The sequence below is a fragment of the Thalassobacillus pellis genome (assembly GCF_016908295.1).
In the GTDB taxonomy this organism is placed as follows: Bacteria; Bacillota; Bacilli; order Bacillales; family Halobacillaceae; genus Thalassobacillus; species Thalassobacillus pellis.
Map to the genome: position 1 here is coordinate 731,301 of NZ_JAFBDO010000002.1, position 23,367 is coordinate 754,667.

At 42.3% G+C, this 23,367-nt stretch carries 24 protein-coding genes and 1 riboswitch; all 24 genes read right to left on the reverse strand.

Annotated features, from left to right (window positions below):
• Positions 1–209 precede the first annotated feature (209 nt).
• The 24 genes from JOC33_RS09510 to JOC33_RS09620 all read right to left on the reverse strand — a co-directional run bounded on the left by JOC33_RS09510 (position 210) and on the right by JOC33_RS09620 (position 23,158).
• On the reverse strand, positions 210–1,682 hold the full coding sequence (locus JOC33_RS09510; protein ID WP_205092250.1) for a phospholipase D family protein: 1,473 nt from the start codon (positions 1,680–1,682) through the stop codon (positions 210–212).
• 67 nt (positions 1,683–1,749) lie between these two features.
• Entirely contained in the window at positions 1,750–1,875 is a 126-nt protein-coding gene (locus JOC33_RS20550) for a hypothetical protein (protein WP_275576984.1), read from the reverse strand.
• 259 nt (positions 1,876–2,134) lie between these two features.
• Positions 2,135–2,731, reverse strand: coding sequence for an energy-coupled thiamine transporter ThiT (thiT, locus tag JOC33_RS09515; RefSeq protein WP_205092251.1), 597 nt, complete (start codon positions 2,729–2,731; stop codon positions 2,135–2,137).
• A gap of 87 nt (positions 2,732–2,818) precedes the next feature.
• A riboswitch (TPP riboswitch) is annotated at positions 2,819–2,920 on the reverse strand.
• An 84-nt stretch (positions 2,921–3,004) separates the two neighbouring features.
• Entirely contained in the window at positions 3,005–5,026 is a 2,022-nt protein-coding gene (locus JOC33_RS09520; protein WP_239534070.1) for a penicillin-binding transpeptidase domain-containing protein, read from the reverse strand.
• A 123-nt stretch (positions 5,027–5,149) separates the two neighbouring features.
• The gene (locus tag JOC33_RS09525) at positions 5,150–5,869 is read right to left on the reverse strand and encodes a peptidoglycan recognition protein family protein (protein ID WP_338054494.1); all 720 of its coding nucleotides are present in this window, start codon (positions 5,867–5,869) and stop codon (positions 5,150–5,152) included.
• Between the two features lie 70 nt (positions 5,870–5,939).
• The gene (locus JOC33_RS09530) at positions 5,940–6,668 is read right to left on the reverse strand and encodes a GntR family transcriptional regulator (protein WP_205092252.1); all 729 of its coding nucleotides are present in this window, start codon (positions 6,666–6,668) and stop codon (positions 5,940–5,942) included.
• Positions 6,658–7,404: a glucosamine-6-phosphate deaminase gene (nagB, locus tag JOC33_RS09535; RefSeq protein WP_205092253.1), complete on the reverse strand. Its 747-nt coding sequence runs from the start codon at positions 7,402–7,404 to the stop codon at positions 6,658–6,660. The genes JOC33_RS09530 and nagB overlap by 11 nt, the downstream gene beginning before the upstream one ends.
• On the reverse strand, positions 7,401–8,612 hold the full coding sequence (gene nagA, locus JOC33_RS09540) for an N-acetylglucosamine-6-phosphate deacetylase (protein WP_205092254.1): 1,212 nt from the start codon (positions 8,610–8,612) through the stop codon (positions 7,401–7,403). Before nagA ends, nagB begins: the two co-directional genes overlap by 4 nt.
• Positions 8,613–8,702: 90 nt before the next feature.
• Positions 8,703–9,458, reverse strand: a complete 756-nt coding sequence (locus JOC33_RS09545; protein ID WP_205092255.1) for an alpha/beta hydrolase — start codon at positions 9,456–9,458, stop codon at positions 8,703–8,705.
• Between the two features lie 3 nt (positions 9,459–9,461).
• A complete protein-coding gene (locus JOC33_RS09550) occupies positions 9,462–10,325 on the reverse strand; it encodes an SDR family oxidoreductase (protein WP_205092256.1) in 864 nt (287 codons plus the stop codon).
• Between the two features lie 229 nt (positions 10,326–10,554).
• The gene (locus JOC33_RS09555) at positions 10,555–11,121 is read right to left on the reverse strand and encodes a hypothetical protein (RefSeq protein ID WP_205092257.1); all 567 of its coding nucleotides are present in this window, start codon (positions 11,119–11,121) and stop codon (positions 10,555–10,557) included.
• A 182-nt stretch (positions 11,122–11,303) separates the two neighbouring features.
• Positions 11,304–11,936 carry a YczE/YyaS/YitT family protein gene (locus tag JOC33_RS09560; RefSeq protein WP_205092258.1) on the reverse strand — a complete coding sequence of 211 codons (633 nt, stop codon included), beginning with the start codon at positions 11,934–11,936 and terminating at the stop codon, positions 11,304–11,306.
• 281 nt (positions 11,937–12,217) lie between these two features.
• Positions 12,218–13,264 (reverse strand): DUF2332 domain-containing protein, encoded by a 1,047-nt coding sequence (locus JOC33_RS09565; RefSeq protein WP_420825706.1) that lies wholly within the window; start codon positions 13,262–13,264, stop codon positions 12,218–12,220.
• 175 nt (positions 13,265–13,439) lie between these two features.
• On the reverse strand, positions 13,440–14,480 hold the full coding sequence (locus tag JOC33_RS09570) for a zinc-binding dehydrogenase (protein WP_205092259.1): 1,041 nt from the start codon (positions 14,478–14,480) through the stop codon (positions 13,440–13,442).
• Between the two features lie 317 nt (positions 14,481–14,797).
• Positions 14,798–15,607 (reverse strand): zinc transporter ZupT, encoded by an 810-nt coding sequence (gene zupT / locus JOC33_RS09575; protein ID WP_205092490.1) that lies wholly within the window; start codon positions 15,605–15,607, stop codon positions 14,798–14,800.
• 300 nt (positions 15,608–15,907) lie between these two features.
• Positions 15,908–16,468, reverse strand: a complete 561-nt coding sequence (locus tag JOC33_RS09580) for a GNAT family N-acetyltransferase (protein ID WP_205092491.1) — start codon at positions 16,466–16,468, stop codon at positions 15,908–15,910.
• Positions 16,469–16,629: 161 nt separating this feature from the next.
• On the reverse strand, positions 16,630–17,127 hold the full coding sequence (locus JOC33_RS09585) for a hypothetical protein (protein WP_205092260.1): 498 nt from the start codon (positions 17,125–17,127) through the stop codon (positions 16,630–16,632).
• 79 nt (positions 17,128–17,206) lie between these two features.
• Positions 17,207–17,899: a SagB/ThcOx family dehydrogenase gene (locus JOC33_RS09590; RefSeq protein ID WP_205092261.1), complete on the reverse strand. Its 693-nt coding sequence runs from the start codon at positions 17,897–17,899 to the stop codon at positions 17,207–17,209.
• Between the two features lie 156 nt (positions 17,900–18,055).
• Entirely contained in the window at positions 18,056–18,430 is a 375-nt protein-coding gene (locus tag JOC33_RS09595) for a hypothetical protein (RefSeq protein WP_205092262.1), read from the reverse strand.
• A complete protein-coding gene (locus JOC33_RS09600) occupies positions 18,430–18,963 on the reverse strand; it encodes an acyl-CoA thioesterase (RefSeq protein ID WP_205092263.1) in 534 nt (177 codons plus the stop codon). Before JOC33_RS09600 ends, JOC33_RS09595 begins: the two co-directional genes overlap by 1 nt.
• 183 nt (positions 18,964–19,146) lie before the next feature.
• A complete protein-coding gene (cidR, locus tag JOC33_RS09605; RefSeq protein ID WP_205092264.1) occupies positions 19,147–20,040 on the reverse strand; it encodes a cidABC operon transcriptional activator CidR in 894 nt (297 codons plus the stop codon).
• A gap of 60 nt (positions 20,041–20,100) precedes the next feature.
• Positions 20,101–21,081 carry a phosphotransferase family protein gene (locus tag JOC33_RS09610; RefSeq protein ID WP_205092265.1) on the reverse strand — a complete coding sequence of 327 codons (981 nt, stop codon included), beginning with the start codon at positions 21,079–21,081 and terminating at the stop codon, positions 20,101–20,103.
• 86 nt (positions 21,082–21,167) lie between these two features.
• On the reverse strand, positions 21,168–22,607 hold the full coding sequence (locus tag JOC33_RS09615) for an MDR family MFS transporter (RefSeq protein WP_205092266.1): 1,440 nt from the start codon (positions 22,605–22,607) through the stop codon (positions 21,168–21,170).
• 212 nt (positions 22,608–22,819) lie between these two features.
• Positions 22,820–23,158 carry a DnaJ family domain-containing protein gene (locus tag JOC33_RS09620; RefSeq protein WP_205092267.1) on the reverse strand — a complete coding sequence of 113 codons (339 nt, stop codon included), beginning with the start codon at positions 23,156–23,158 and terminating at the stop codon, positions 22,820–22,822.
• Positions 23,159–23,367 lie beyond the last annotated feature (209 nt).

Genomic DNA, 23,367 nt, shown 5'->3' on the forward strand with positions numbered 1-23,367 from the left:
CCAAGTTTTTCTAATATGTAAAAAGAAGAGTTTTGCATGGTTGATTGTCAATTTGGGCAGGGAAACGTTTCCCTGCCCCACTGTTCCGGTATCAACAATACAGAAAAGACTGCCCCAATCAGTCTATTAAAGACTTGTGGGACAGCCCATTTTTTAGAAGCTTCTATAGTATCTAAAAGCAGCCGATGGCCCAGGCAGTTTCTTCCATGTTAATAAGTTGTAAACCATAATATTTTCTGTAATCTGTACGTGAGGTATAACAAAAAGTCCAGTTCACTCTCGTATTCTTCGTAGTTCACCGTATACTTACCGTCCCGGTTATTCCAGATACGCTCAAAATAGCCCCTGACTTCCTTGATGACCTTCTCTTCCTTACTTCCTGTGATTCGTACATCAGCCTCCAGATTAAGGTTTGCCAGATTCCGGCGTGTGTAGTTGGCCGAGCCTCCGATGATGATATCTTTTTTCTGCGCTTTATCAATGAATAATAGCTTCGTATGAAACTGCTCCTTGTTTACGTCATACCAGCGGATAGTGATATTTTCACTTCCGAACTCCACTAATTCAGCCGCAACAGGGAGATTCGGCAGCCCGGTTTTTTTGGTTCCGAATGCCGTTTTATTAGGATCAAGGACGATATTGACGGTGGTTCCACTTTTAGCTGCTTCCTTGATTCTCTCTAAAATTTTTCGGTCAGCTAAGTAATACATTCCCATCCAAATGGTATCATCAGCTTTCACATTTTCCAGATCAGATAGAATTGCCTTGTAAATCTTTCCTTCTGTCAGAAATTGCGCAGTCAACTTGCCTTTATTATTTTCAAAGTCATAGTTATCTAGATTGGGATAAGCGATCTCGTCCTCTGTAGAATAATCGATGACTGCTTTTTCCGCTTCCAAAATATCCTTCTGGATGGCCCCAGTTAATTTGAATGCGACATTTTCATGAAAACCACTAGCATCATGAGGATTAGCTGTTGCCACCATGGCAGCGTCCTCTGTAACCAATAATTTTCGGTGATTGGCTTTGATATTCAGCATTTTCAAATAAGAACGGAGTGTTACTTCAGGAGCCTCAGCGGCCAACGGGTTTGGAATCCAGCCATTCCCTTTTTGGCCGAACCATTGGACAAAGGTGCGCCACAGCGAGGAATATAGGGGATTCGAATCGCGAAGCTCCTGCAAACTTGTTATCACAACATCGACACCATTAGCCCGAAGTCGTTCAATAGTGCCGGCTTGGTAAGAATTATAAGCCGTATTGATTTGATCGGTGATAAACACTGCTTTCAAATCAGGATGCTTTTTCTTTTGATCGATGATGGCATCGACTAACTTCCAGGATATAGGAGGAAATTCACGTTTCCCATCCGTATATCCGTTAAACAGGAACATATCAGCGACAATGAATTCATCCGCCTCGCTAATCAAGCGATAGTACTCCTGGAAGATTTCTCTTTCGTGGACCGTTTTTCCCTGTTTATTTGTATAAGTCAAATCGTGGTAAAAACCGATATCACTGACTTGATGAACATCTCCTTGATACGATATACCTTCCGGAAGTGCTTTCCAGGAAGTGTGATAAGCGGTCATGACTGTAATGATGATAAATAGAACAGCAATTGTCCAGATTCGTTTCTTTTTATGAAGCGGTGTTTTGTTTGATATTTTCTTTTTACCCATGTTCCTTCCTCCGTTTGTGCAATATAACAATATTTACACTAATGCGAAGGACTTTAAACATGGGTATTTATTCCTTTTCGGCAGCGCAATCGAAACAGTATAATTCATTATCCAGATGCTCCCCATTCAAAAAACCATCTTCACAATAAATTTCTTTTCCGCAGACCGTGCATGTACCGACCAATTCGCGCATGAAAAAACCTCCTACCCTTTTTGTCAATAACTTATAACCTTTACTATACTTTCATTTTACACTTCTTTAGCAGACTGTAAATTATTGCTTGGTTTTGATTAAGTCTGGCAAATGAACATCGAATGAGGAAGAAGGGAACCTTTAATATGGATGCAGGTAACATGTGCATACGAAAAAACCACAAAGAATTTGATGTTTCTTCGTGGTTTTCTCATTAACCGTCAGGACGGACTCTTTAGTTATGATAAAATTTCTGATTTTAGTAGGCTTTTGCCTGTTTATAGGTTTTTCCTTCATCGTTATTCAGAAGAATGCGTGGCTGTTTATAAAATAGGAAACCCAGTCCAGCCATGGAAATGATCGCTGCCGGCACCATATAAGATGCATTATAAATGATTGAATATATCCACACGTTCTGATCGCCTGCATACTCCGCAAAGAAGAACACACCTGCTAAAACGTGTGCAAAAAACCTAAGGCCACTGCCAAGCAGCACACCAAACGCCACGTACAAAGCAAATTTTTTCTTATTATCATTGGCCAGCGCACGTTTAACAGCTACGGCGAATATACCGGTAAAGCCAAGAACCGTAAAGGCAATTCCATAGTCGATAAGTGCTTGCACTGGTGTCGCTATAATAGCCATCCCAGTCAGGATTTGAAAAACACCGTACAGAAATCCAGCAGCCAGGCCGCCTTTCAGTCCCCAGCGGAATGCGATCAGGAAAACTGGAATCATCGCCAGAGAAACGGAACCTCCCTGTGGCAGTTTGAACGCCGGGATGAAGTCCAGCAAGGTTGCAAGCGCGGCAAAAATAGCAACTTCGACCATGAATAATACTTTTTTATTTCTCATGTTTGTTCACTCCCCTTATTTTTGGCAACAAAAAAAGCAATGCCAAGGGGAAGCTTCCTGATGGACGGGTTTTCCGTCTTGCATTGCCATCAAAAAAGCCACCATTCCTACGCTAGTACTAACTAACAGGTTCAAAGGGTAAGGGCATTGCCCACTCTCAGCCAGCATTCGGCTCCCCTTGGAAGGCTTTTACATCTATGCTTTTTTCGTCAATTCAATTATAAAAAAAGTTTCTCTATTTATCAACTTTTCGCGACAAGAAGCGGAAAGCCTTTAACGGATATCCTGAAATACCCCTGCCGCCTGTTCGACGACTTCGCTGCTTCCTTCTTCCACATTTTCGACCATCATGGCTACCAGAAGCTCAGGATTGTCTGTTGGATAAGTGACGAACCAGCCGTTTTCTTCCCCTTTTTCATCCAGGGTCCGTTTCAACTCAGCTGTTCCCGTTTTTCCGGAAAGTTTTACGTCGTCGATATCCGCTGCACGGGCTGTTCCTTTAGGGTTCACAACAACTTCCCGAAGGGCATTTTTGATCAAATCATTATATTGCGGATCGGTCGCATTTTCTTTCCAGACTGCCTTCGCCTCTTCTGTCTTGACCAGGCTTGGGTCAAGCAGGTTTCCTTCATTGAAAAGGGGGGTGTAGCTGATTGCCAGATGAAGCAGCGACATTTCCAGCTCGCCCTGCCCATAGGCAGTGTTCGCGACCAAAAGGTCATCCCTGAAGGTATCTTCATTGGAGATTTGGGACGCTTGAATTGGATATTCAAACGGAATTTCCTGGCTGAAACCGAAGTTCGCCAATCCGTTTCTGAATTCCTCTGGTTTCATACGGATCGCTGCACGGGCAAAAAAGATATTATCGGACCGGATCATGGCATTCGTTATATCAACAGGACCTTCTGATTCACTGACACGAGTGATTTTATAATTGCCCCACGAACCATCTTCCTTCGCCCATTGCAGGCCATCGATTTTCATTGTTTCCTGTGGATCGATGGTTCCTGACGTCAACAAAATGCCTGCAGTGACCGGTTTGATGACTGATCCCGGTGCATACGTTTTACTGAACCTGTTCAATAGTGGCTGCAATGTGTTCTCCTGTAACTTCTTATGAAGCTCAGGGTCGAATCCATAAGTGTAATTGTTGGGGTCATAGGCCGGGTAACTGACAAGCGCCAGTGCCTCACCGGTTTTCGGGTTTATTGCTGTAGCTGTACCGGCTTTCTTCTGATAGCTTTCGTGAAGCTTTTTTTGAAGCTCGGCGTCAATGGTCAAGTTTACATCTTCACCATGTACGACTTCTTTTTGGGCTATCAGCGTATTTTCTCCATTCTCATTTTTTGCATAGATTTTCGCCCCAGGCGTTCCGCTAAGCTTTTTCTCAAATACCAGTTCCAGCCCTTTCCTCCCGATCATACTATTCGCATTATATTTCTCTGCATCCATTTCCTCTAAGTCTTCTGCAGTAATTTTATCTATATGTCCTGTTAAGTGGGCTGCCGCTTTTCCATAAGGGTAGTACCTTCCTGTAGTCTCCTTGGTCGTCACAGGAGGAAGCGATGTCAGTTTGCTGATCTTTTCTTCCTCTTTCGCAGGGATCTTCTTTAAAGGAACATAGGAATCCGGCTTGACCCAGCCGGCGCTTAATGCATTGTCGATTTGCTCGACGGTCATGTTAAGGAGCTCGGCGATCTGTTTTTTCGTTTCGGCTTCTTTTTCACCGAATCCTTGGGGCACGACACCAATTTCCCGGAACTCTGCATTGATTGCGAGTCCTTTGCCATTACGGTCAAAAATTTCGCCTCTTTCCGGTTTTGTCGTCGCGACACCGATTCCCTGCCCATCCTTAATCTGTGGAAAAATAAAACCCTGGTTCCAATCCACATACCAGTTCGCGCCTTCTTCCTCTCTTTCTTCCTTTAGTAATTTTGCTTCATAATTAAAGGATATTTCCCCTGCGATGGAATCCATGGTCACTTTAAATGGAATAGTCGTTTCTTTCTTATTCTGATTCTTCTCTTCTTCCTCTTTTTTAGCAAAAGATACTTTTACATTTTCGATTCCAAGGTCATCATAAATATTCTTGAAGCGCTGTACCGCTTCTTCCTTCCCGAACTCTTCCTTCGAAGGCTCAGCCAGCATGGCATACATCTGTTCAAATTTCTTTTCTTCCCATAGCTTTGTATAGTCGGCAAACCGTTCTTCTGCTGTTGGCTCGTTTTCCTGCTGGCATGCGCTAAGCATGAATAGAAGCAGCAAAACCAGGGTGCTTATGTATTTTTTCATCATATCCTCCTCCAAAAAGTCTTTCCTATCAGATGATATGCAAAGGAAGGAGTCGGATGTCTATCTCCAACTCCTTTCTCTGTCCAACTATTCTTAATATACCACATGTGCTCCAGGATAGTAGATTTATATGACTCTGACATACTTTGGACTGGCGGTGATATAGTAAATATCCCCTTTACTATTAGCAACCTTGTATTGGTGACCGCTTCCGACCGTGACTTTTTCCAGAATGTCCGGAAAACCATATCCATTTGGAATGACTCCGGCCACGTCCTTATCCTCCCAGGAAGGCTTGTCGTAAAACCGCAGATGCCCGTGGTGTACCGATTCCACACGCCTTCCCAATATGCCAGCCAAGGGGCTCGCTCTCCTTTCCGTATGCCGGATAAAATCCTTCCACCTTGGTAAGAGCTTCTTCGGACACTGTTTGCCATTCCATCGCTGGTGAGGAGACACATTGTAGGAAGGAATATCATAACAATCCTGCAGATAGCGAATAAGTGTAATTGCCCTGCTCACAGCCTTCTTAAAATCGCCGTCACGATTTTCACAAATTTCAATGCCGATCGAGCTCCTGTTTCCTGGTCCATTTCCATCACCAGCATGCCAGGCACTTTCGTTGTCAGGGATGTGCTGGACGATTAGCTCTTCATCGACAGTATAATGCCAGCTTACCTTTCTGGTGCCATCAAGGCTTTGTAAATAGCGGCCATGCATGAAGGCATTAGCGCCTTTCTTGTCATTTCCTGTCGTATGAATCGTTAAATACAGCGGTACCATGTCATACCCGGGACGACAGGGATGCCCTTTCGGTAACATCATCTTTTTGATTAGCGGTTTCACTTGCAGCCACTCCTTTCACTCCTATATTCGATAACCCAGGCGTGAAAGGTGTCAAAAAAGAGTGAACTATCTAATTTCCCCGGAAAACTTCCGTCTTGAAACGATACCTGTCGCCGCGGTAAGATGTGTGGACGTATTCGAGGGGCCGTCCATCAGCAAGGTAAGCTACCCGTTCAAACCTAAGAAGTGCAGAACCAGGTTCGACTTCCAGCCAAGAAGCGGTCTGTTCTTCTGCCGTAACTGCTTCGATTTCCTGTTCCGCACGGACAATTTTGTTACCGAGCTCCTTTTCGACATACTGGTAGAGGGATTTCTGTACGATGGACTCTGTCAGCCCAGGGGTGAGTTCGCACGGAAAGTAGCCTTGTTCAAAAGCCATCGGCAGCTCATCTGCTAATCGGATCCTGCTGACCTTAAAGACCGCAGTATCAGGGTTGACCTGTAACTTTTTCGCCGCTTGTGTACCTGCATTCGTTTGTTCAAAGCGGACTACTTTCGTAGCGGGTGTGAGCCCTCGTTTGCGCATTTCTTCCGAAAAGCTTGTCAGCCCTGCTAACTGCTGCTCGATTTTTTCCTCGGTCACGTAAGTGCCTTTCCCTTTCTCTCGATATAGAATTCCTTCCTGGACTAAATTGTTCACGGCCTGACGTACGGTCATCCGGCTGACATCATACATATCCGTAAGAGCGCGCTCGGAAGGAATCACCTCACCGGCCTTGAATTCACCTGTATTGATCCTTCTTTTTATATCTTCCTCGATCTGATAATACATCGGCAGGGGAGAGTTTTTATTCAGCATCGTTTTCCTCCTCTGTGGCCGGATATGCTAGCTCGTCAACAATCAGTGTTACATCAGGATGATTCAACAAGGCTGAGGCAGGAAACTTCTCACCGATATCCCCAGTTAATAAATGTTTGATGGCCGGCATCTTTTCTTCTCCTGACGCAAGAAGGATAATTTTTTTGCTTTTTAGAATAGATGTGATTCCCATCGTGATCGCATGTGTAGGAACTTTTTCTTTACTTTGAAAAAAGCGTGCATTTGCTTCCCGGGTAGAATCAGCAAGCTTGACTAGATGCGTCGTGGATGCAAACGATGTACCTGGCTCGTTGAAACCGATATGACCATTCCTTCCGATACCTAGTACCTGCAAATCAGGAGGGCCGATCTCATCGATCAGGTTTTCATAACGGCGGCATTCCTTATTCCTGTCTTCTGCCATACCATTTGGAATAAACGTCTGATCGGGGTTAATATCAATACGCTTGAACAAATTTTCTTCCATGAACGTATGGTAGCTTTGTGGGTGGGACTGTGGAAGACCAACGTACTCATCCAGATTCAAGGTTCGTACACCGGAAAAGCTCAATCTGCTTTTGTTGTAGGCACGAATCAATTCGTTATACGTGCCAAGCGGCGTGCTCCCTGTAGCAAGTCCAAGCACAGCATCCGGTTTATCCATAATTTGGGCGGCGATCATGTCTGCTGCTGTTGCACTCATATGCTGATAATTCTCTGTCACTCTCACCTTCATGCTTGCCAGTCCTCCTTTTCAAATGCAATCTCACCACGGCAAATCGTCATGACGACATCCCGGTTCTTGTCAATTAGGACGAGGTCCGCATCCTTGCCTATGCGAATGCTTCCTTTCCGGTCGAAAATGCCTAATTGCCTGGCAGCATTTTCAGAAGTCATTTTGATCAGCTCCGCGATGGAGATATCCGCTATTTCTGTCATATTCTTTGCTGCCTCCTGGAGTGTAAGGATGCTTCCGGCAAGCGTCCCATCAGGCAGGCGTACTTCATTGCCGGTAACCTCTACCGCCTGGCCGCCCAGTTCATAGCTTCCATTTGGAAGGCACTTAGCGCGCATGGCGTCGGTAATCAACATCAGCTTACCCGCACCCTTCGATCTATATGCGAGATGGACCGCTTCCGGGTGAACATGCACGTTGTCGGCAATCACTTCCAGGGACAGCTCATCGCGGATCAGTGCTGCTCCTGCCACTCCTGGTTCCCGGTGATGAAGCCCGCTCATTTGGTTGAACAGATGAGTAACATGTTTGGCCCCATGGTTTACAGCTTCCATGGCTTCTTGATAAGTGGCATTCGTATGACCGATCGAAGCTACGACACCATGTTTATCCAGATAAGCGATCAATGCAAGCGCCCCAGTTTCTTCAGGGGCAAGCGTCACCAGCCTTATGTTGTTGTTACTTGCAGCTTGCCATTTCTCAAACAGCGATATATCTGGTTTACGGATAAATTCCTCCGGCTGGGCGCCCGCTTTTTCCCGGGAAATAAATGGCCCCTCCAAGTGGATCCCAAGCACCTCTGCGCCGTTTCCAGCTTGGTTTTCCTTCATATAGTCGGCTATATTTTCAAGTGCAGCCGTAATCGCATCGGGGTGCTGAGTCATTGTGGTTGGCAAAAAGCTTGTCGTCCCTTCACGCGGAAGCACAGTGGCAATTCCATTCAAAGCCTTTCTGCTCGCATCCATTGTGTCATGTCCATCCGCTCCATGGATATGGACATCGATAAAACCAGGAATAGCCATCAATCCTTGCCCATCAATAACTGGTATAGTTTGTTTAGTATGAAGATCACCAGTGCTGATTTCTGCTATTGTATCGTTCTCTATTCGCAGTGATCCGCGTACGTGCTCATAGTTTTCCGTGATGATTTCAATATTTTTAATAATCACTGTCTTCCCACCTTGTATGCTAATTATCTCTTTCTCCATTATACGGTTTATTTATATAGTCGTCTATACCAGTTAAAAGCATTCATGCCTGGCGAAGCTTTTCTTAGCTTGCCAGGCATAGGGGGCTTCTTATCCTTTTACTTCTGTATATTGTTGGAAAAATTCCAATGTCCGCTCCACAATCAGATCGATATCATGATCCAAAGTGGCAACATGGTAACTGTTTTCCAGATGTACCAGTTCCTTATGCTCGGAAAATACCGTTTCAAAAATAAATTCGGAATTATCCGGTGGTACTACGTGGTCTTCATCGGAAACAAATAACAGTGCTGGGCAATGGATATTATCCAGAGCAGGCCGCACTTCATTCATTAACTTGAGTAATTCCTGGACAGAAACTAACGGAACCTGATCATATGCCAGTTCACTCACTCCCTGCCGCTTGATATCTGAGTGAATTGCATCAAGGAACCTAGGCTGGTCGTCCCCTTCCAATTTTTCAAAGTCAGGAAGTTCAATTGCTGCATTAATTAACGCAATTCCCGTCACATCCCTGTTACGTTCAGCAAGATGCAAGGCAAGCGTCCCACCCATCGACAAGCCGATAATGAACAGGACTTTGCAATCTTTTTTCCGAAGCCACTCCAATGCTTCCTCTGCAGAAGCAATCCAATCCTGATAAGTCTTTTTTTCCATTTCTTCAAAATGGGTTCCGTGCCCCTCCAAACACGGCATTGCGACAGAATAACCTGCTTTATCATATACCTCAGCTAGCGGACGGACACTTTGCGTTGTGCCGGTAAAGCCATGAAGGACGAGTATACCAACCTCATTCCCATGCTTATACAGCGGTTCAGCGCCTTCGATTATCGTTGCTTTATCCATCTATTATTCCTCCTTCATACTGGAAATCTTCAACTGTTTATGTACCATTCGCTCCCACAACTTCCAAGGGACCAGCTTTTTAAAAAGGAGCATCGTCCTGACCCCTTTTCCAACTGGATAACGCAGAGCCGACAGTTTTTCTTTGTCTGAAAACCGAACCAATTGATCGGCAATATGAACAGGATCTTCGTAATTCGGCCGACTGGCTGCCATCTTCTCCTTCATCCGTTCCATGTACCGTTTATATGGAGAATTATTTCTTGCTGCCTGCTCAGGAATGGTTGTCCCTGTGGTCCAAATATCCGTTTGAAAAGAACCTGGCTCAATCAGGGCGACATCGATACCAAATGGCACGACCTCCAGCCGCAGGCTTTCCGTAAAACCTTCCACTGCATGTTTGGATGCTGCGTACGGGGACAGACCAGGAAACCCAATCACTCCACTTACACTGCTAATGTTCAAGATTTTACCTGCACCCTGCCTGCGCATAAGAGGTAACACGGCCTGCGTGACCGCAACGAGTCCGAAAAAGTTTGTTTCCAATTGTTGACGATAGGCATCAAGTGGCAGCTCTTCCACAAAGCCGCCTACTGCCATCCCGGCGTTGTTGATCAGGATGTCTACACGTTCTCCTTTAGACAGCCAGGTTTTAAAAGAAGCGATCGATGTTTCATCTGTAACATCCAGCTGCCGGATGATTATTCTATCCCTTGCCGCTTTATCTTTTATTTGTACATCAAGTTTCTGTGCTTTATCGATGTTTCTCATGGTTGCAATGACCCGGAAACCTTTTTCTGCACATTTCACAGCCGTTAAAAAGCCGATTCCATTGGAAGCCCCAGTGATAAGCACCGTTTTTTCTCCCATACATTTCTCCCTTTTTCCTTTGAAGTGATTATCGTACGATACCACCAATTTATACTATTTAAACAGTTAACATATGCAACCTCCATCACCTTCTTACGGATCTAATACATACGAATATAAAGAAGTTTCTCCATGCAGCCTGCAGAAAAACATCATGCTTCCTGGAGGTTACTGAAAAAAGCTTTTTCTAACCTATTTATTATAAGAGACTTTCTATCCTCTAACCATTTTACTCATTATATTGAAATCGAATTGGTGCATGCAGCAGCCTTCTGTACTCTTTTCTTAGCTTACGAGGTGCTCTTCCTTGTAAAAAGACAAGCGTAAATGCCTCCCATAAAAATACCCATCCACCTAACTGAACAGCTTGTAAAATGATTTTGAACACGATTTCTACATCCAATACTTCAGGTAAATAAAGAGAGAAAAACGTCAACACCAGAGAAACTGCAACATACACCACTACTTTCTTTAGGTCATGGTCCATTTCCTTTTTAATAAAATGCAGTCGATAGTTAAAAAAGTTGCGCAAACTCGTTATCACTGTATTCTCAACCTTTGGATCTCCCTTTTCATTCTGCATATGAAACCTTAAAACAATGTCATTATGTAAATCAATGTCATACGAACACTCTTCAAGAAAAGATTTCAGGCTCGAGTCCAGATCTCGAAGGTTGTAAACCGATGAATCCCAGCTATTGAAAATATCATCATAAGAATTCAGGCCAATTTCAATAATGTATTCGCCTGTATTTCTATCAATAGTATAGAATTGATCTAAAAAATTCCGCTTCATTCTGTCCTCCCCTTCCGAATCTTTCATTTTTTTACGTTTTTAAATGTTCGTTTCCGTACCATTGTTTTAGTTATGTCCCAGCCTCCTAATGCGAGATTGGAATCATAAACATCCTCCAGCTAAATGGAGGGTACGTATTTTTTTGATATACATGGAGGATTAGATGAATTTATTCAACTTGATTATTGAATATTATTCGCTACCTGCATAGGACGTTTATAAAGAATTGCCAGAACATATGGACGGACCCACTGGATTATAACCCCTGTGATTAATGCATTTAGCAACGTTCCAACACCAATGGCTCCATTGAAAAAGAAAGCAATAATTACTAATACTATACTAATGATGGCCCGTGACTTACTGAAAGACCAATTCGTTTTATCTGTTAAAATAACCATTGACCGGTCCATTGGATTAGGTGCAAAGTTTGATTCTAAATAAATCGCAATTCCCGTTCCGCCTAGAAAAATGCCGAGCAATACTAATAAAGTTTGTCCTAATAAATGATTAGGTATTAACCAGTCTCCTAATAAGAATAGCCATAAATCAATCCCGATCCCTGTAATAATGGAAGTTAATATAGCCGAAAATTCTGGTCTCGCTTTTAATGCTGCCGCATTAAGCAAAACCATAGCTGAACCAACAACTATTTCCCAACTTCCTATAGTCAATCCAAATGTGCGATATAAACCAACGAGTAATGCATCAAAAGGCGAAGTGCCTAATCGGGATTGAATGGTGAGAGCAATTCCTAAAGTCAGTACGGAAATCCCCAAAAAATAGATTAGAAAAGACTTTCCAATTCTTCGCATATAATTCTCCTTAATCGTGAAACCATATAGTCTGTTTATTATTCATCACCCCTGCCTCAAGCTGGATCAAGTGTCAATAAACAATGAATGAGGGGGATCGTTTAAAGATAGTGTTTTTTAACAGTTTATTAAGAAAACCTGGCTTGTCGGCAAGTCCTTATGACAATAGCCTAACTTATACTTTAATCCTTTCACAAAGTAAAACTAGCTTAAAGTTGAATATTAACTACTGCCTTTCCACAGTTCCGTTTTTTCTATTCCCGAAGCTATACCGATAACAACTAAGTCAAAACCTCACTGGTTAATTTCCAATCAAACCAGCGGCCATGACCGTCTGTTTCCCCTATAGTTCTATGCTTAGCTTTTCCGTTTAAAATCGAATCTGCATGCAGCATTCTGTCCTCCATATTATTGTAAATGTGAAAAAGGTCCCTTTGTTTCCCTATTTCATGTACTCTTTGCAGCAAAATTTCTTTAAGACTATTTGGCATCTGATTAGCTACATGAGTATGGAATATGCAAAGCGTTGTATCAGCAGATATTTCTTCTGCTGCTTCTGTTAATAGAGCCACCCCATCCCCTTCAATGAGGTGAGGAGGATTTAACCTCAGTTGCTTAACGGAGTCTTCAAAGTTTACAAGACGGTCCTTATGTTCTGGCCATATAAGGGCTTTTAGCCATAAGAAATCTTCCTTTTTGGTAAGGTCACTAACATGTAAGTCAAAACCGCGTCGATCATTAACAGGTGGATTTAGGGATAATAAATGATGAGGTAGTTCTCCTTCACGCACATTCGAGGTTAAATGAACAAAAGAATCATTTTTGCCATAAATATTTTCTGTTCCGTATGAATAGGAATAATGATCCCATAGTAGTTGGAGACCTGCACTTGTTCCGATTTCTATAAGAGAAAGCGGCTTATTGGTTTGTTGATAGATGTAGCAAAATACAGGGTATAAATAAGCACAACGACGGACTTCATTTGTTTGCACAAGCTTATTTTTCAGAATAGACTTTATTTCCTTTCCGTTCTCCAGGCAGAAATCTTTAAATGCCTCGAACAGATGGCTATTTTTCTTGGGTTTATCGACTAAACTGGGATAGTATTCTTTGAGTTGGTGATCAGTACCCTGGAGAAGTAAATAATGTACCGCACCGAAGAGCAAATTTGGAATAGGCTGTCCTTCTCGAGCATTAAGACATAATTTCAATAATTCTTTGTCTGTTGCAATACTTAATGACAGACTTTTATAAAGTTCACTGGATCCTTCACATTCTAAAATCGCAAAATCATTAAATCTTGCACCAACAATGGCAGTATCCATCATTCTCCCCCTTTGATGATAACGAAGCTCATATTTATAACGTTGGATTATTTTTAATATTATGTGAATTTTGTAAATAAAATAGAGAACAATTCTGTAGAAGAATTGCCCCTAAATCAGTAAGACTCAAAACCAAGATACCTCTCCTGAACGTTTTTTTACATTTAAACAAATGGAATTATTCTTCAGGTAGTAATAAGACTTTTCCTAATTTCCCTTTATTCTTGAAATACAATTGAGCTTCTTTGGTCTTTTCTAAGGGAAAGCTTTTGTCTATGACTGGATTTATTTTCCCTTCAGATATCGCCTGAAGCATATCTTTAAACTCTGATCTTGTCCCTAACACGGATCCATACATTGTAATATGTTTTAGATACAATGTTCTAAAATCAAGATTCGTCATTTGGCCTCCAGCAGAACCTGAGATACAGAACTTTCCACCTTTTTTCAATACGTGAAGAGATGTGGGAAACAAAGCATCCCCTACAACGTCTAAAACGGTATCGATCGGTCCTCCATTCACCTTTAAAATCTCTTCTTCAAGATTATCGGATTTATAGGATAATACATGTGTGGCTCCTAATTCCTTCATTACCTCCTCAGCATTTAAATCACCAATTATCGCAATGACTTTAGCACCAAACACTTTAGAGGCAATTTGCACATTTAATGATCCAACTCCTCCATTTGCCCCTGTTACCATAACAGTCTCTCCGGGTTGAACCTGAACTTGATTGACCATATGCCAAGCTGTTAACCCGCTTACTGAAAAAACAGCACTTTTTGAATAAGTGGGAAGAGGCATATCAAAACATAGGTCAGCAGGCCACACCACATATTCAGCATAACCTCCATCGTATTCCGAGCCTATAAAGGACATATCCTCAGAGATATGTTCGCTCCCCTCTTCTCCACTAGAAGTAAAAGGAAATAAAACTACATTTTTATCTACCATGCCTTCATCTACCTGACCACCAACTTTAACAATTTTTCCAGTTATATCTGATCCAGGTATACGTGGGAATTGCACCCCTTCTGGTCGCCAGCCAGACTTAGCACCAGTACCATAGGCACCTTCTCTCATCCAGATTTCCGTATTATTGATGGCACAAGCCTTTACTTTCACAAGAACTTCATTTTCTTTTGGTTCAGGTATCGGTATGTCGACAACCTTTAACTTATCTACTTCCCCATATCCTGTTACTTGTACCGCTTTCATAAAATATCACCTTTTCCTGATTTCTTAACGTATTATTTACCATAGGTTTTTACTCGATTTATAAAAAGCGTTATATACCACTTATTATTCTTCTTTTTTACGCAACAATCAATTCTTTTGGCTTACGCAGTACTCGCCCTCCTGTAATCGAAAAAAGCCTTCCACTAATTGAATCCGGCAAGGAAAGGGTCAGCTTTTCATATTCTCATCCGTCAGTACGATAATGCTCGGTTATCGGACTTTTTCTTTTCAGCAGCTAATTTAAAAAATAAATAGACTGCCGAGAAGACTATCTCGACAGCCCTTAAACACATATATCAGATGAATAACAACAGGCTCAACGCCATGATCATCATGCCGCTGATGACCCCGTATATGGAAAGGTGCGCTTCATCATATTTTTTCGATGCTGGCAGCAACTCATCAAGAGAAATGAATACCATGATGCCGGCAACAGCTGCAAAAATCACCCCGAACATGATGTCATTCAGAAATGGCATTAAGATAAGATATGCTACAAAAGCGCCAATCGGTTCCGACAGACCGGATAAAAATGAAAGCTTGAAAGCTTTTTTACGGTCTCCTGTTGCAAAATATACTGGAACAGACACCGCTATACCTTCTGGAATGTTATGGATCGCGATTGCTACGGCGATCGCAATTCCAAGGCTTGGATCCTGTAATGCCGAAGTGAATGTTGCTATTCCTTCAGGAAAGTTATGGATCGCAATCGCCAGTGCTGCGAATGTTCCCATTTTCAAAAGTTCAGGATCTTTTACCCCATTATTGCTCTTATTCATATCTTCTACTTTTTTAACTTCATGAGGATTCGTTTTCTTCGGAATAAATTTATCGATTAAGGCAATGAAAATCATGCCTCCAAAGAATGCTCCAACTGTTGCCCAGCTTCCCGCCTGCGTCCCAAGGGCGTTTCTTAGGGCGTCCTGTGCCTTGAAGAAAATCTCCACCATCGATACGTAAATCATGACGCCGGCTGAAAAACCTAATGCAAATGATAGAAACCTGGTATTGGTGGTCTTCGTAAAAAACGCCAAGATGCTGCCGATCCCTGTGGCAAGCCCTGCCATCAGAGTCAATGAGAACGCCAGCAATAAACCTTCCCCCATCATCTGTTCCTCCTCTCTCTTCGCTATCTTAGATTCATTCTAACGACTTTTTTGACTTAGGGCAACTTTTTTTGTATAAGTAACCTTTTGTTCGTGAACGAAATTTAGCTGAGACCATGCAAGCATCTTAGAAAAACCTGGCTTGTCGCCAAGTCATTATGGCGAAAGCATTAGTTTTACTTATACATTAACCCTTTAACAAAGTTAAACTTTCTTAAAGTGTAAAAAACCTTTGCCACATGTGTATGTAGCAAAGGCTGGTCAGGTGACTATTATTTGGGCTCATCAGAAATAAATTACTTAGTTTTTTATTTTGGCATAAATACAAGTGTCCCGTAAACCACCTGACATACCTACATCCTCGTTTTTAAGTATTCCTTCCAGTTCGAAACCAAGCCTGACGGGAATCTTCCTGCTTTTCTGATTGCGGGTATCACAACGGATTTCCACGCGGTTTGCCTTAAGCTCGTTGAAAGCAAATGCAGTGATACCTTCTACTGCCTCTGTCATAAACCCCTGCCCGGAGAAACGAGTGTCCAGCCAGTATCCGATTTCAAACCGGCGCACTTCCCAGTCCATTCGGTGAAGTCCAGAGGAGCCGATTAAACGCCCCGACTTCTTTTCAAAGATTAACAGGCGGAGATCTTCCCGCTTCAGAAATTTAACGTGTGATTCCCTGGTATTCCGTTCCGTTTCTTCCAGTGTCTGTCTTTCCTGCGCAAATGGAAGCCACTCTTTCAATTCTTCCCGTGAAGCTTCAATCGCTTCATGGATCACTATCCCATCACCAGGTTTAGGCATCCGGATTTTCAGCCTGTCTGTTTCAAAAGAAGATGGAAAATCTATAAGTATCGGATTCAATGGCTTCACCATCCTTACCATAAGAAATTGAAACATATTTTACCATACTCCTAGAATGGAAGCATCACTTTTTGCTGTTTCCAATCAGGAAATATTCTTTATCTTATGGGTGGGATAGATGAATTCGGGTAGTTGGTTTTGGAATTAAGATGGGCAGGGGCTTAAGTGGTTCGTCTTGGTCTTTTAAAATGGCCATAATCAACCACAGTAAGTTCACCGCCCTTTGCATATGCGAGATTACTGCTTTTCAGGTCCCTGGCACCAATTCCATGTTTCAGGAACTTTGCTTTCAACTCAAGAATCTTTTTTTGATTTCTTTTATTGATAGGGATACCTGGCACCATCTTTCTCATAATGATCCAGCCTTTTCCGAATGATTTTACCATGCAAAGATGCCTGCTCAATCCCGGAGGAGCCTTAGAATAAAGATTATATTCATTTTTATTACACGTTAACCCCCGCGAGGTAATCGCTACCTTCAATACATAGTTATTATTAAGGTCATAAACCACCCTATGGGTTCCATTGCCAATCCTTTTATATTTCAGTCTTAGCACTCGGGAAGCTTTTTTAACCTTTTGCTGTGTACTCAAATTCTCATATTGACTCATGATGGAAATCCATAGATCAATAGATTTTTTATCATATCTTGTTAACATTGCACCTTGTCCTCCCTTCCCACATAGTTGTCCCTTTTCAATCAGGATATGCATAGGAGGACCGGCTTGATTGGGTGGTTCATTCCATTGCTTCGTTCCATTTACAAGAAAAACCAACCGGTACAAGATAGAAAGCAGAAAGGCTTTTGTGCTTCGGTAAAAGTTGTTCGTTTACTACACTGTCTTTAAAACCGCCTATCGGTGCAACTGCGTGATGTAGCGCATTAGCGACCAGCATGATATTTTGTACCATGTGTCCTGCTTCTAAAAGGCAGAACCGATAGGACCTTTCCCCGTAATGACTAGCTGCATTTCCTATGTTGGCAGCTATTATAAGACAGAAATTGCAATCGATATCAGACTGGACTAATGCATCCTTAATCTGGACAGCACCTTTCTCATGCTGCAATGCATGTTCATCAGGCAGATAGGAATAAACCCCTTCTGTGATTCCGTCCACTTCGTTTGCCACGATAAAAACCTGGTTCGTATATAGCCCTCCAGCTGATGGATAAGTTCTGCGGTTTGAACTTCCTATACCTACCGACCATTTTAAAAAGGTTCCGAGTTCATCCTTTGATAATTCCCCTTTTTTAATGGCTTTAGCACTTTTCCTTCCAATGAGACTATTGACTAGCTCTTGGTTCAGTTTTTGATAATTTAACTTCACTAATTCTGCCGTATCATGCTTTTTCTTCTTATGTATTCCATCGGGTTTTCTAATCGGCGGCCAAGAAGACACTTGATGGTAATTCTTGAATATTTCCTCCATTGTAACCTCTCCCTCTCCCAACATATTCTTGTTCCTACATAATACTACAAATCCCAAATCACCTCGATTTCGGCTACCTATTAAAAAAGCAGTCCAATTATGGCGTACAGGCTGTAATCTATACACCACAACGGGACCGCTAATGATATCTACTGTTTACTTGATAATGGTAGAGCCTTGTAAAAGTTCTGGCTTTGCTCCAAGTGTCAGTAAAAACAGCTTTGAATCAGTTATTTTCTGATGTTTTCTCATGACTTCTTTCAATTTATTTACCTCTGGGTTATTTTTCAGCTTCTGGACTTCTTTTTGATAGAGATGGAGAATCGATCCTCTTACGAACTTCGGCTCATACTCCGGGAGGTCTTTGTCCATCAATAATGACCCCATATATCCATACTTCAACTGCAGCTGCCTTGTCAGACTGACGACATGAATTAGCTGTTCGGCAAGATCCGGAGAGTTTTGCTTTAGTTCCTCCAGATCTTTTTTTGCATCATACAGATCATTCAAACCCGCTAACATGTAGGACATCACACTTCCACTCCTTCTTCCCATGGTTTTTCTAAGCTGATAATTTCGGTCAATTTTTTACTGTGTTTTCTGCGAATCCTGCGGGTTTCGGCACGTTCTTTTCCGGATTCATAAAGAAATTTCTCTTCCTCTGTTTCCGGAGCGATGTCTGGTACCTGGATCGGCTTTTTGTCTTCATCGAGTGCTACGAAAGTGAGAAAAGCGGTAGCTGCCATTCGTCGTTCCCCGGTAATCATATCTTCTGCGATTACTTTACAGAAAATTTCCATTGATTTGTTTCCTGTGTAGGAGACAAAAGATTCCACACATACGGAGTCTGTCTGGTGAATCGGGTATAAAAAATCGATGGAATCAGTGGAGGCTGTCACGCATTCCTTCACCCTTGCATGCCTTCTTGCTGAAAGGGTAGCGTTGTTATCCAGCTTTTTCATCAGCACTCCCCCGAACAAAGTATTGTAGTTATTCAGGTCATTAATCATTACCTGGTCGGTGTTTACAATCAGGCTCTCTTTTGGACTTTTTGTTTCTGGCATAAGAATGAGTTCCTTTCTGGGTTGTGTCATTTCAAACGTTTGATATTCCAAGTGTAAGCCTGTACTTCTGATAAGTGAAATGGATGTTTACCATCCAAACCATAGACACTGTCTATGGAAATGCTTTCATTTATGCTGGTAAAGCATGATAGATGAAAAATCACATAGTAAAAAGAGCACCTCTTAATTTGAGGTGCTCTCCATCAACCGCGCCTGGGTAAACTTCAGCCATTCCTTGGTGGCATAAGATAGATAATGATTTTTTCTCCAGATTATCGCAAGATCCCATTCAATGGTTGGCTTGACGACTTTTATGACTCTGACATCTTCTTTCAGCAGCTTGGAAACACTGTAAGGCAATATGGAAATTCCCAGTTCGGAGGCGATCATTTTCCCAATAAAATCCCATTGGGAGCTTTCGGAGACAACCTGCGGGAGAAATCCGGCTTGTTTGCAGGATTCCCTGATGCGGTCATTCAATGCGAAATCCTTATTAAAGAGAATGAACAATTCCTCCTCGAGTTCTTCCACTCTGATTTGCTTTCTATCGGCAAACCTATGAGCCGGGGGCACAACTACCCGTAATTCTTCTTTCATAAAAGAAAAATGATCAAATTCTTCCCCCTCTGTCGGCAGGACGGCAATACCAACATCAAGATGATCGGCAATGATATCTTCTTCTATTTTTCTTGTCCCATTTTCCATCAGCTGAAAAGTGATGCCAGGATAAAGCTGATGGAAATCTCCTAAAATCCGGATAAAATGATCGGCATCCATAATCGGTGGCAGTCCAATGCGGATATGCCCCTTCTGCAAGCCGACCAACTCATCAATCTCGGTCTTGAGATTATCAAATGCGCGGTCAATGGTCTGGGCCTGGTCTAAAATCGCGCGGCCCGCATCGGTCAGCACAAGCTGTTTTCTGGACCTGTCAAACAGCTCTACCCCTAGTTCTGTTTCTAAATTTTTGATCATCTTGCTGATCGTGGGCTGGGTAACAAATAGGTGGTCAGCCGCACGGGTAAAGCTGTTGAACCTGGTAACCTCGATAAAATATTTCAAATGTCTGATGTCCATGTCCATTCACCTATTTCTTTCTGGATTTCATTAGGCTGATATTTTCTATTTTAAAAAAACTTACTCAGTAAAGCTCTGTTGTATCCTATCATACTGCTCCCAATCTTCTATCGTCCTTCGGATTATTCTGGTTATATCTTGCCTTCTTCTCTCCCCGCAATGCTCTTTATTCAATAAATCAAAAAGAGCCATGAAATCCAGTAGTTTTGCTTTTTGAAGCCATTGCTCAGGCAAGTGGCCGCCATTATGAAGATATCCTTCCACAAACGGTTCCAATAAAGTAGAGTCCAGGCTTTCATAACGGACCATGTTTCCGATATCTAAGAGTGGAGAGCTACTGAGGGCGTACTCCCAATCCAACACAGCTGAAAGGGTACTTCCGTTCACGAAGATATTCAATGGATTAAAATCACTATGAACTAATTTGTTTTGAACACCGATATTCTCCAACAAGGAAAATCGCAGGACTTCAGCGCTCATACCTGTGCCTATATGCTTTTCTCCAAACCCCTTTTCCATACTTTCTTTTATAAATATTACAAACATTTCTGCATCCAGTTTTATTTTTTCCTTTATATTCAAATCTTCATCCAGGAAACCGGAATCAGAAAAGGTAATGTGGTGAATGTTCGCTAAAGTTTCCCCAATGGCAGCTGCCAATGTTGTCGTACACGCTATATCCTTTTTTGTAAGCATTTCTGAAAAAGGAAGGCCGGGAATCCAGCTCAATACCATGAATGGTTTAGAGAAAACAAAACAGGAACGATCAGAATATAATACGCTTGGAACAGGTACTTTTTCGGATAACAGATTCAATATGGCTGTCTCTTTGCCCGGGCTATCATTTCTTTTACTATAAATGCGCAGCACAAAACATTCTTTCGTGTCGGTTGTAATTTTAATGTTGGAGTTATTCAGCCCGCCGCTTAAAGGCTCCATATCTGTAACGCGCTTACCTTTTAAAAACGGAGTAAGGATCTTTCTTACAGTGTCGATATCCGGCATGATAAAATCGTGCGTTCGTTCCCATCCAGCTTTCATTCCCTGATCCTCCTATTGTTTTTTGTGTGTTGTATCTACTATAAAGACCACTTGGCCTTATCGGCAAGTGGTCTTCACAAAAACGCTTATGATTCCTTTTCTTCTGGTTCGAAATCAGGAGCTATCGCTTTTTTAACGAAAAGTGCGATGACAAAGGTACTGACACACAAAGCGATAGCGAACCAGTACGCGTGATGGACGCCTGCAGTCATTGCTTTATTCAAGAGGTCATTCGTGATTGCTCCAGAATGATCATCGAGGTAGTTTTCCTGGCCCTGGCTCATGATACTTACGAAAATGGATACGCCAAGGGCTCCTCCAATCGGCTGCAGTGTATTGGCAATCGCAGTCCCATGCGGATACAAGTGCTTTGGCAGTTCATTCAGGGCATTGGTCTGTGCGGGCATAAGGATTGCAGACACGGAAAGCATCAAAATGATGTAAGCAAAGATGAAATACCAGATGGGAATCGATGGATTGATATAACTGAAGAAAACCATGACAGCGACCAGGACAAGCGATGCCGGAATGATCAGTTTTCTTGGTCCGAATTTATCAAATAACGTTCCCATAACAGGAGACATCAACCCATTCAACAAAGCACCAGGGAGCAGCAGCAGTCCGGCTGCCTTCGCTGAAAAACCAAGCGGACCCTGGAGGTACATCGGCATGACAATCTCCGAGGCAAACATTGCCATGATCACGATCACAAAAATGATAATGCCTCGTGCATAATTTTTATAAGCAAATACCCTTACATCCAGCAGTGGGTCTTCTATTTTCAATTGGCGAAATACAAAAAAGATCAAGCTGGCGATACTGACTCCAATAATTGCGATGATTTCCATGGAAGCAAATCCTCCTCCGCCCTCACCAGCACTGCTGAAGCCGTAAACGATTCCCCCAATTCCGATCGAGGACAGTATGATTGACAGGACATCTGCTTTTGGACGGGTCACTTCCCCGACATTCTGCAGGTATTTCACGGCAAAAAGTATCGAAAAAACGGCAAACGGAATGACAGTGATAAATAACCAACGCCATCCCAGCCAGTCAACAATCACACCGGAGAGAGTCGGTCCGATTGCGGGAGCGAACATGATGACGAGTCCAAATGTCCCCATGATTCTGCCCCGGACCTCCGGTTCATACAGCAATAAGAGCGCATTCATTATAACAGGAATCAACAGTCCGGTCCCAACTGCCTGAATCATTCTGCCAGTCAAAAGCATCGGGAAATTGACAGCAGAAGCGGCAATCACTGTCCCTGCCAAAAATACCGACATGACTCCAATAAACATTTGTCTTGTCGTAAACCATTGGATAAGTAAGGCTGAAATCGGCATCAGGACACCCATCACCAGCATGAATCCAGTTGCCATCCACTGAACCGTCGGTGCACTTAAGCCAAAAACATCCATCAATTCGGTCAATGCTATATTCAGAAGCGTTTCATTCAAAACAGCAAAAAAGGCTCCAATCATAAAAGTAGCAAGTATGATTTTTCTATTAAGTTTTATTTCCATAACATCCTCCAAAGCTATTACCAAAATATAAGACTAATCTATCATCCATGAATGTTGACGGTTTTTCAACCCATTTTCACTGAATCAATAGAAAAACATCCAACCATTATAATCAAATGTAAAATAGGCAATTATGCCGCCTATTAAAACAGCTTTTACGACAGGGAATCTTCTTTTCTTCAGTTTTTCCCCTCCTTTCGGGTTTTTTCAAATTACCACCGCTCTTTGGCTTTCTCCAAATTTTCCTTGCTGACCAGATATTTTTGCAACTGCGTTGGACACAGCCTATTATATTTTCTTATTTTATCATTAATTATCTCTATATCATTTTCCGTCTTGCAGGTATGAATAAGTCGCGATATTTCTTTTTGCAACTTCAGCCAAGGAGGCAGAAAACCAGCATCCTTGGCGGTCTTTTGGAAATTTTGATACAGATCTCTTTTCGTATAATCTAAAGGAAGCGGCGCTCCCTTTCCTTTCCCCTGATAGTTATCCTTCTCCCCCGATTGTTCCAGAATATCACCGATCAGATCATTATATTTTTTATCCACGGATCTCACCCTGCCTTTCTACTGAATAACTTACTTTTTCCATTGAAGTGTGGCTAAATCCTTCTTAGTTTCATGAAACGTATTACTAAACTATATGCCTAATTACGTAAGGCTTTTTGTCCGTTAATCGACTTATTTTTTCGGAATTTTCGCAATTATATTGCAATGTAAGCGCTGTTCTTCTATAATACACAATCATCTAAATGACC

Coding starts and splice junctions, on each gene's coding strand:
- zupT (WP_205092490.1), bottom strand. CDS start 15,607: ATGGGGGAAGGTTTATTGCTGGCGTTCTCATTGACTCTGATGGCAGGG.
- JOC33_RS09600 (WP_205092263.1), bottom strand. CDS start 18,963: ATGCCAGAAACAAAAAGTCCAAAAGAGAGCCTGATTGTAAACACCGAC.
- JOC33_RS09550 (WP_205092256.1), bottom strand. CDS start 10,325: ATGGGAGAAAAAACGGTGCTTATCACTGGGGCTTCCAATGGAATCGGC.
- JOC33_RS09570 (WP_205092259.1), bottom strand. CDS start 14,480: ATGAAAGCGGTACAAGTAACAGGATATGGGGAAGTAGATAAGTTAAAG.
- nagB (WP_205092253.1), bottom strand. CDS start 7,404: ATGAAGGTGAGAGTGACAGAGAATTATCAGCATATGAGTGCAACAGCA.
- JOC33_RS09545 (WP_205092255.1), bottom strand. CDS start 9,458: ATGGATAAAGCAACGATAATCGAAGGCGCTGAACCGCTGTATAAGCAT.
- JOC33_RS09595 (WP_205092262.1), bottom strand. CDS start 18,430: ATGTCCTACATGTTAGCGGGTTTGAATGATCTGTATGATGCAAAAAAA.
- JOC33_RS09530 (WP_205092252.1), bottom strand. CDS start 6,668: ATGCTGAATAAAAACTCTCCCCTGCCGATGTATTATCAGATCGAGGAA.
- JOC33_RS20550 (WP_275576984.1), bottom strand. CDS start 1,875: ATGCGCGAATTGGTCGGTACATGCACGGTCTGCGGAAAAGAAATTTAT.
- JOC33_RS09585 (WP_205092260.1), bottom strand. CDS start 17,127: ATGTTAACAAGATATGATAAAAAATCTATTGATCTATGGATTTCCATC.
- JOC33_RS09615 (WP_205092266.1), bottom strand. CDS start 22,607: ATGGAAATAAAACTTAATAGAAAAATCATACTTGCTACTTTTATGATT.
- JOC33_RS09565 (WP_420825706.1), bottom strand. CDS start 13,264: ATGATGGATACTGCCATTGTTGGTGCAAGATTTAATGATTTTGCGATT.
- JOC33_RS09510 (WP_205092250.1), bottom strand. CDS start 1,682: ATGGGTAAAAAGAAAATATCAAACAAAACACCGCTTCATAAAAAGAAA.
- thiT (WP_205092251.1), bottom strand. CDS start 2,731: ATGAGAAATAAAAAAGTATTATTCATGGTCGAAGTTGCTATTTTTGCC.
- JOC33_RS09590 (WP_205092261.1), bottom strand. CDS start 17,899: ATGGAGGAAATATTCAAGAATTACCATCAAGTGTCTTCTTGGCCGCCG.
- JOC33_RS09560 (WP_205092258.1), bottom strand. CDS start 11,936: ATGCGAAGAATTGGAAAGTCTTTTCTAATCTATTTTTTGGGGATTTCC.
- cidR (WP_205092264.1), bottom strand. CDS start 20,040: ATGGACATCAGACATTTGAAATATTTTATCGAGGTTACCAGGTTCAAC.
- JOC33_RS09555 (WP_205092257.1), bottom strand. CDS start 11,121: ATGAAGCGGAATTTTTTAGATCAATTCTATACTATTGATAGAAATACA.
- JOC33_RS09610 (WP_205092265.1), bottom strand. CDS start 21,081: ATGAAAGCTGGATGGGAACGAACGCACGATTTTATCATGCCGGATATC.
- nagA (WP_205092254.1), bottom strand. CDS start 8,612: ATGGAGAAAGAGATAATTAGCATACAAGGTGGGAAGACAGTGATTATT.
- JOC33_RS09520 (WP_239534070.1), bottom strand. CDS start 5,026: ATGATGAAAAAATACATAAGCACCCTGGTTTTGCTGCTTCTATTCATG.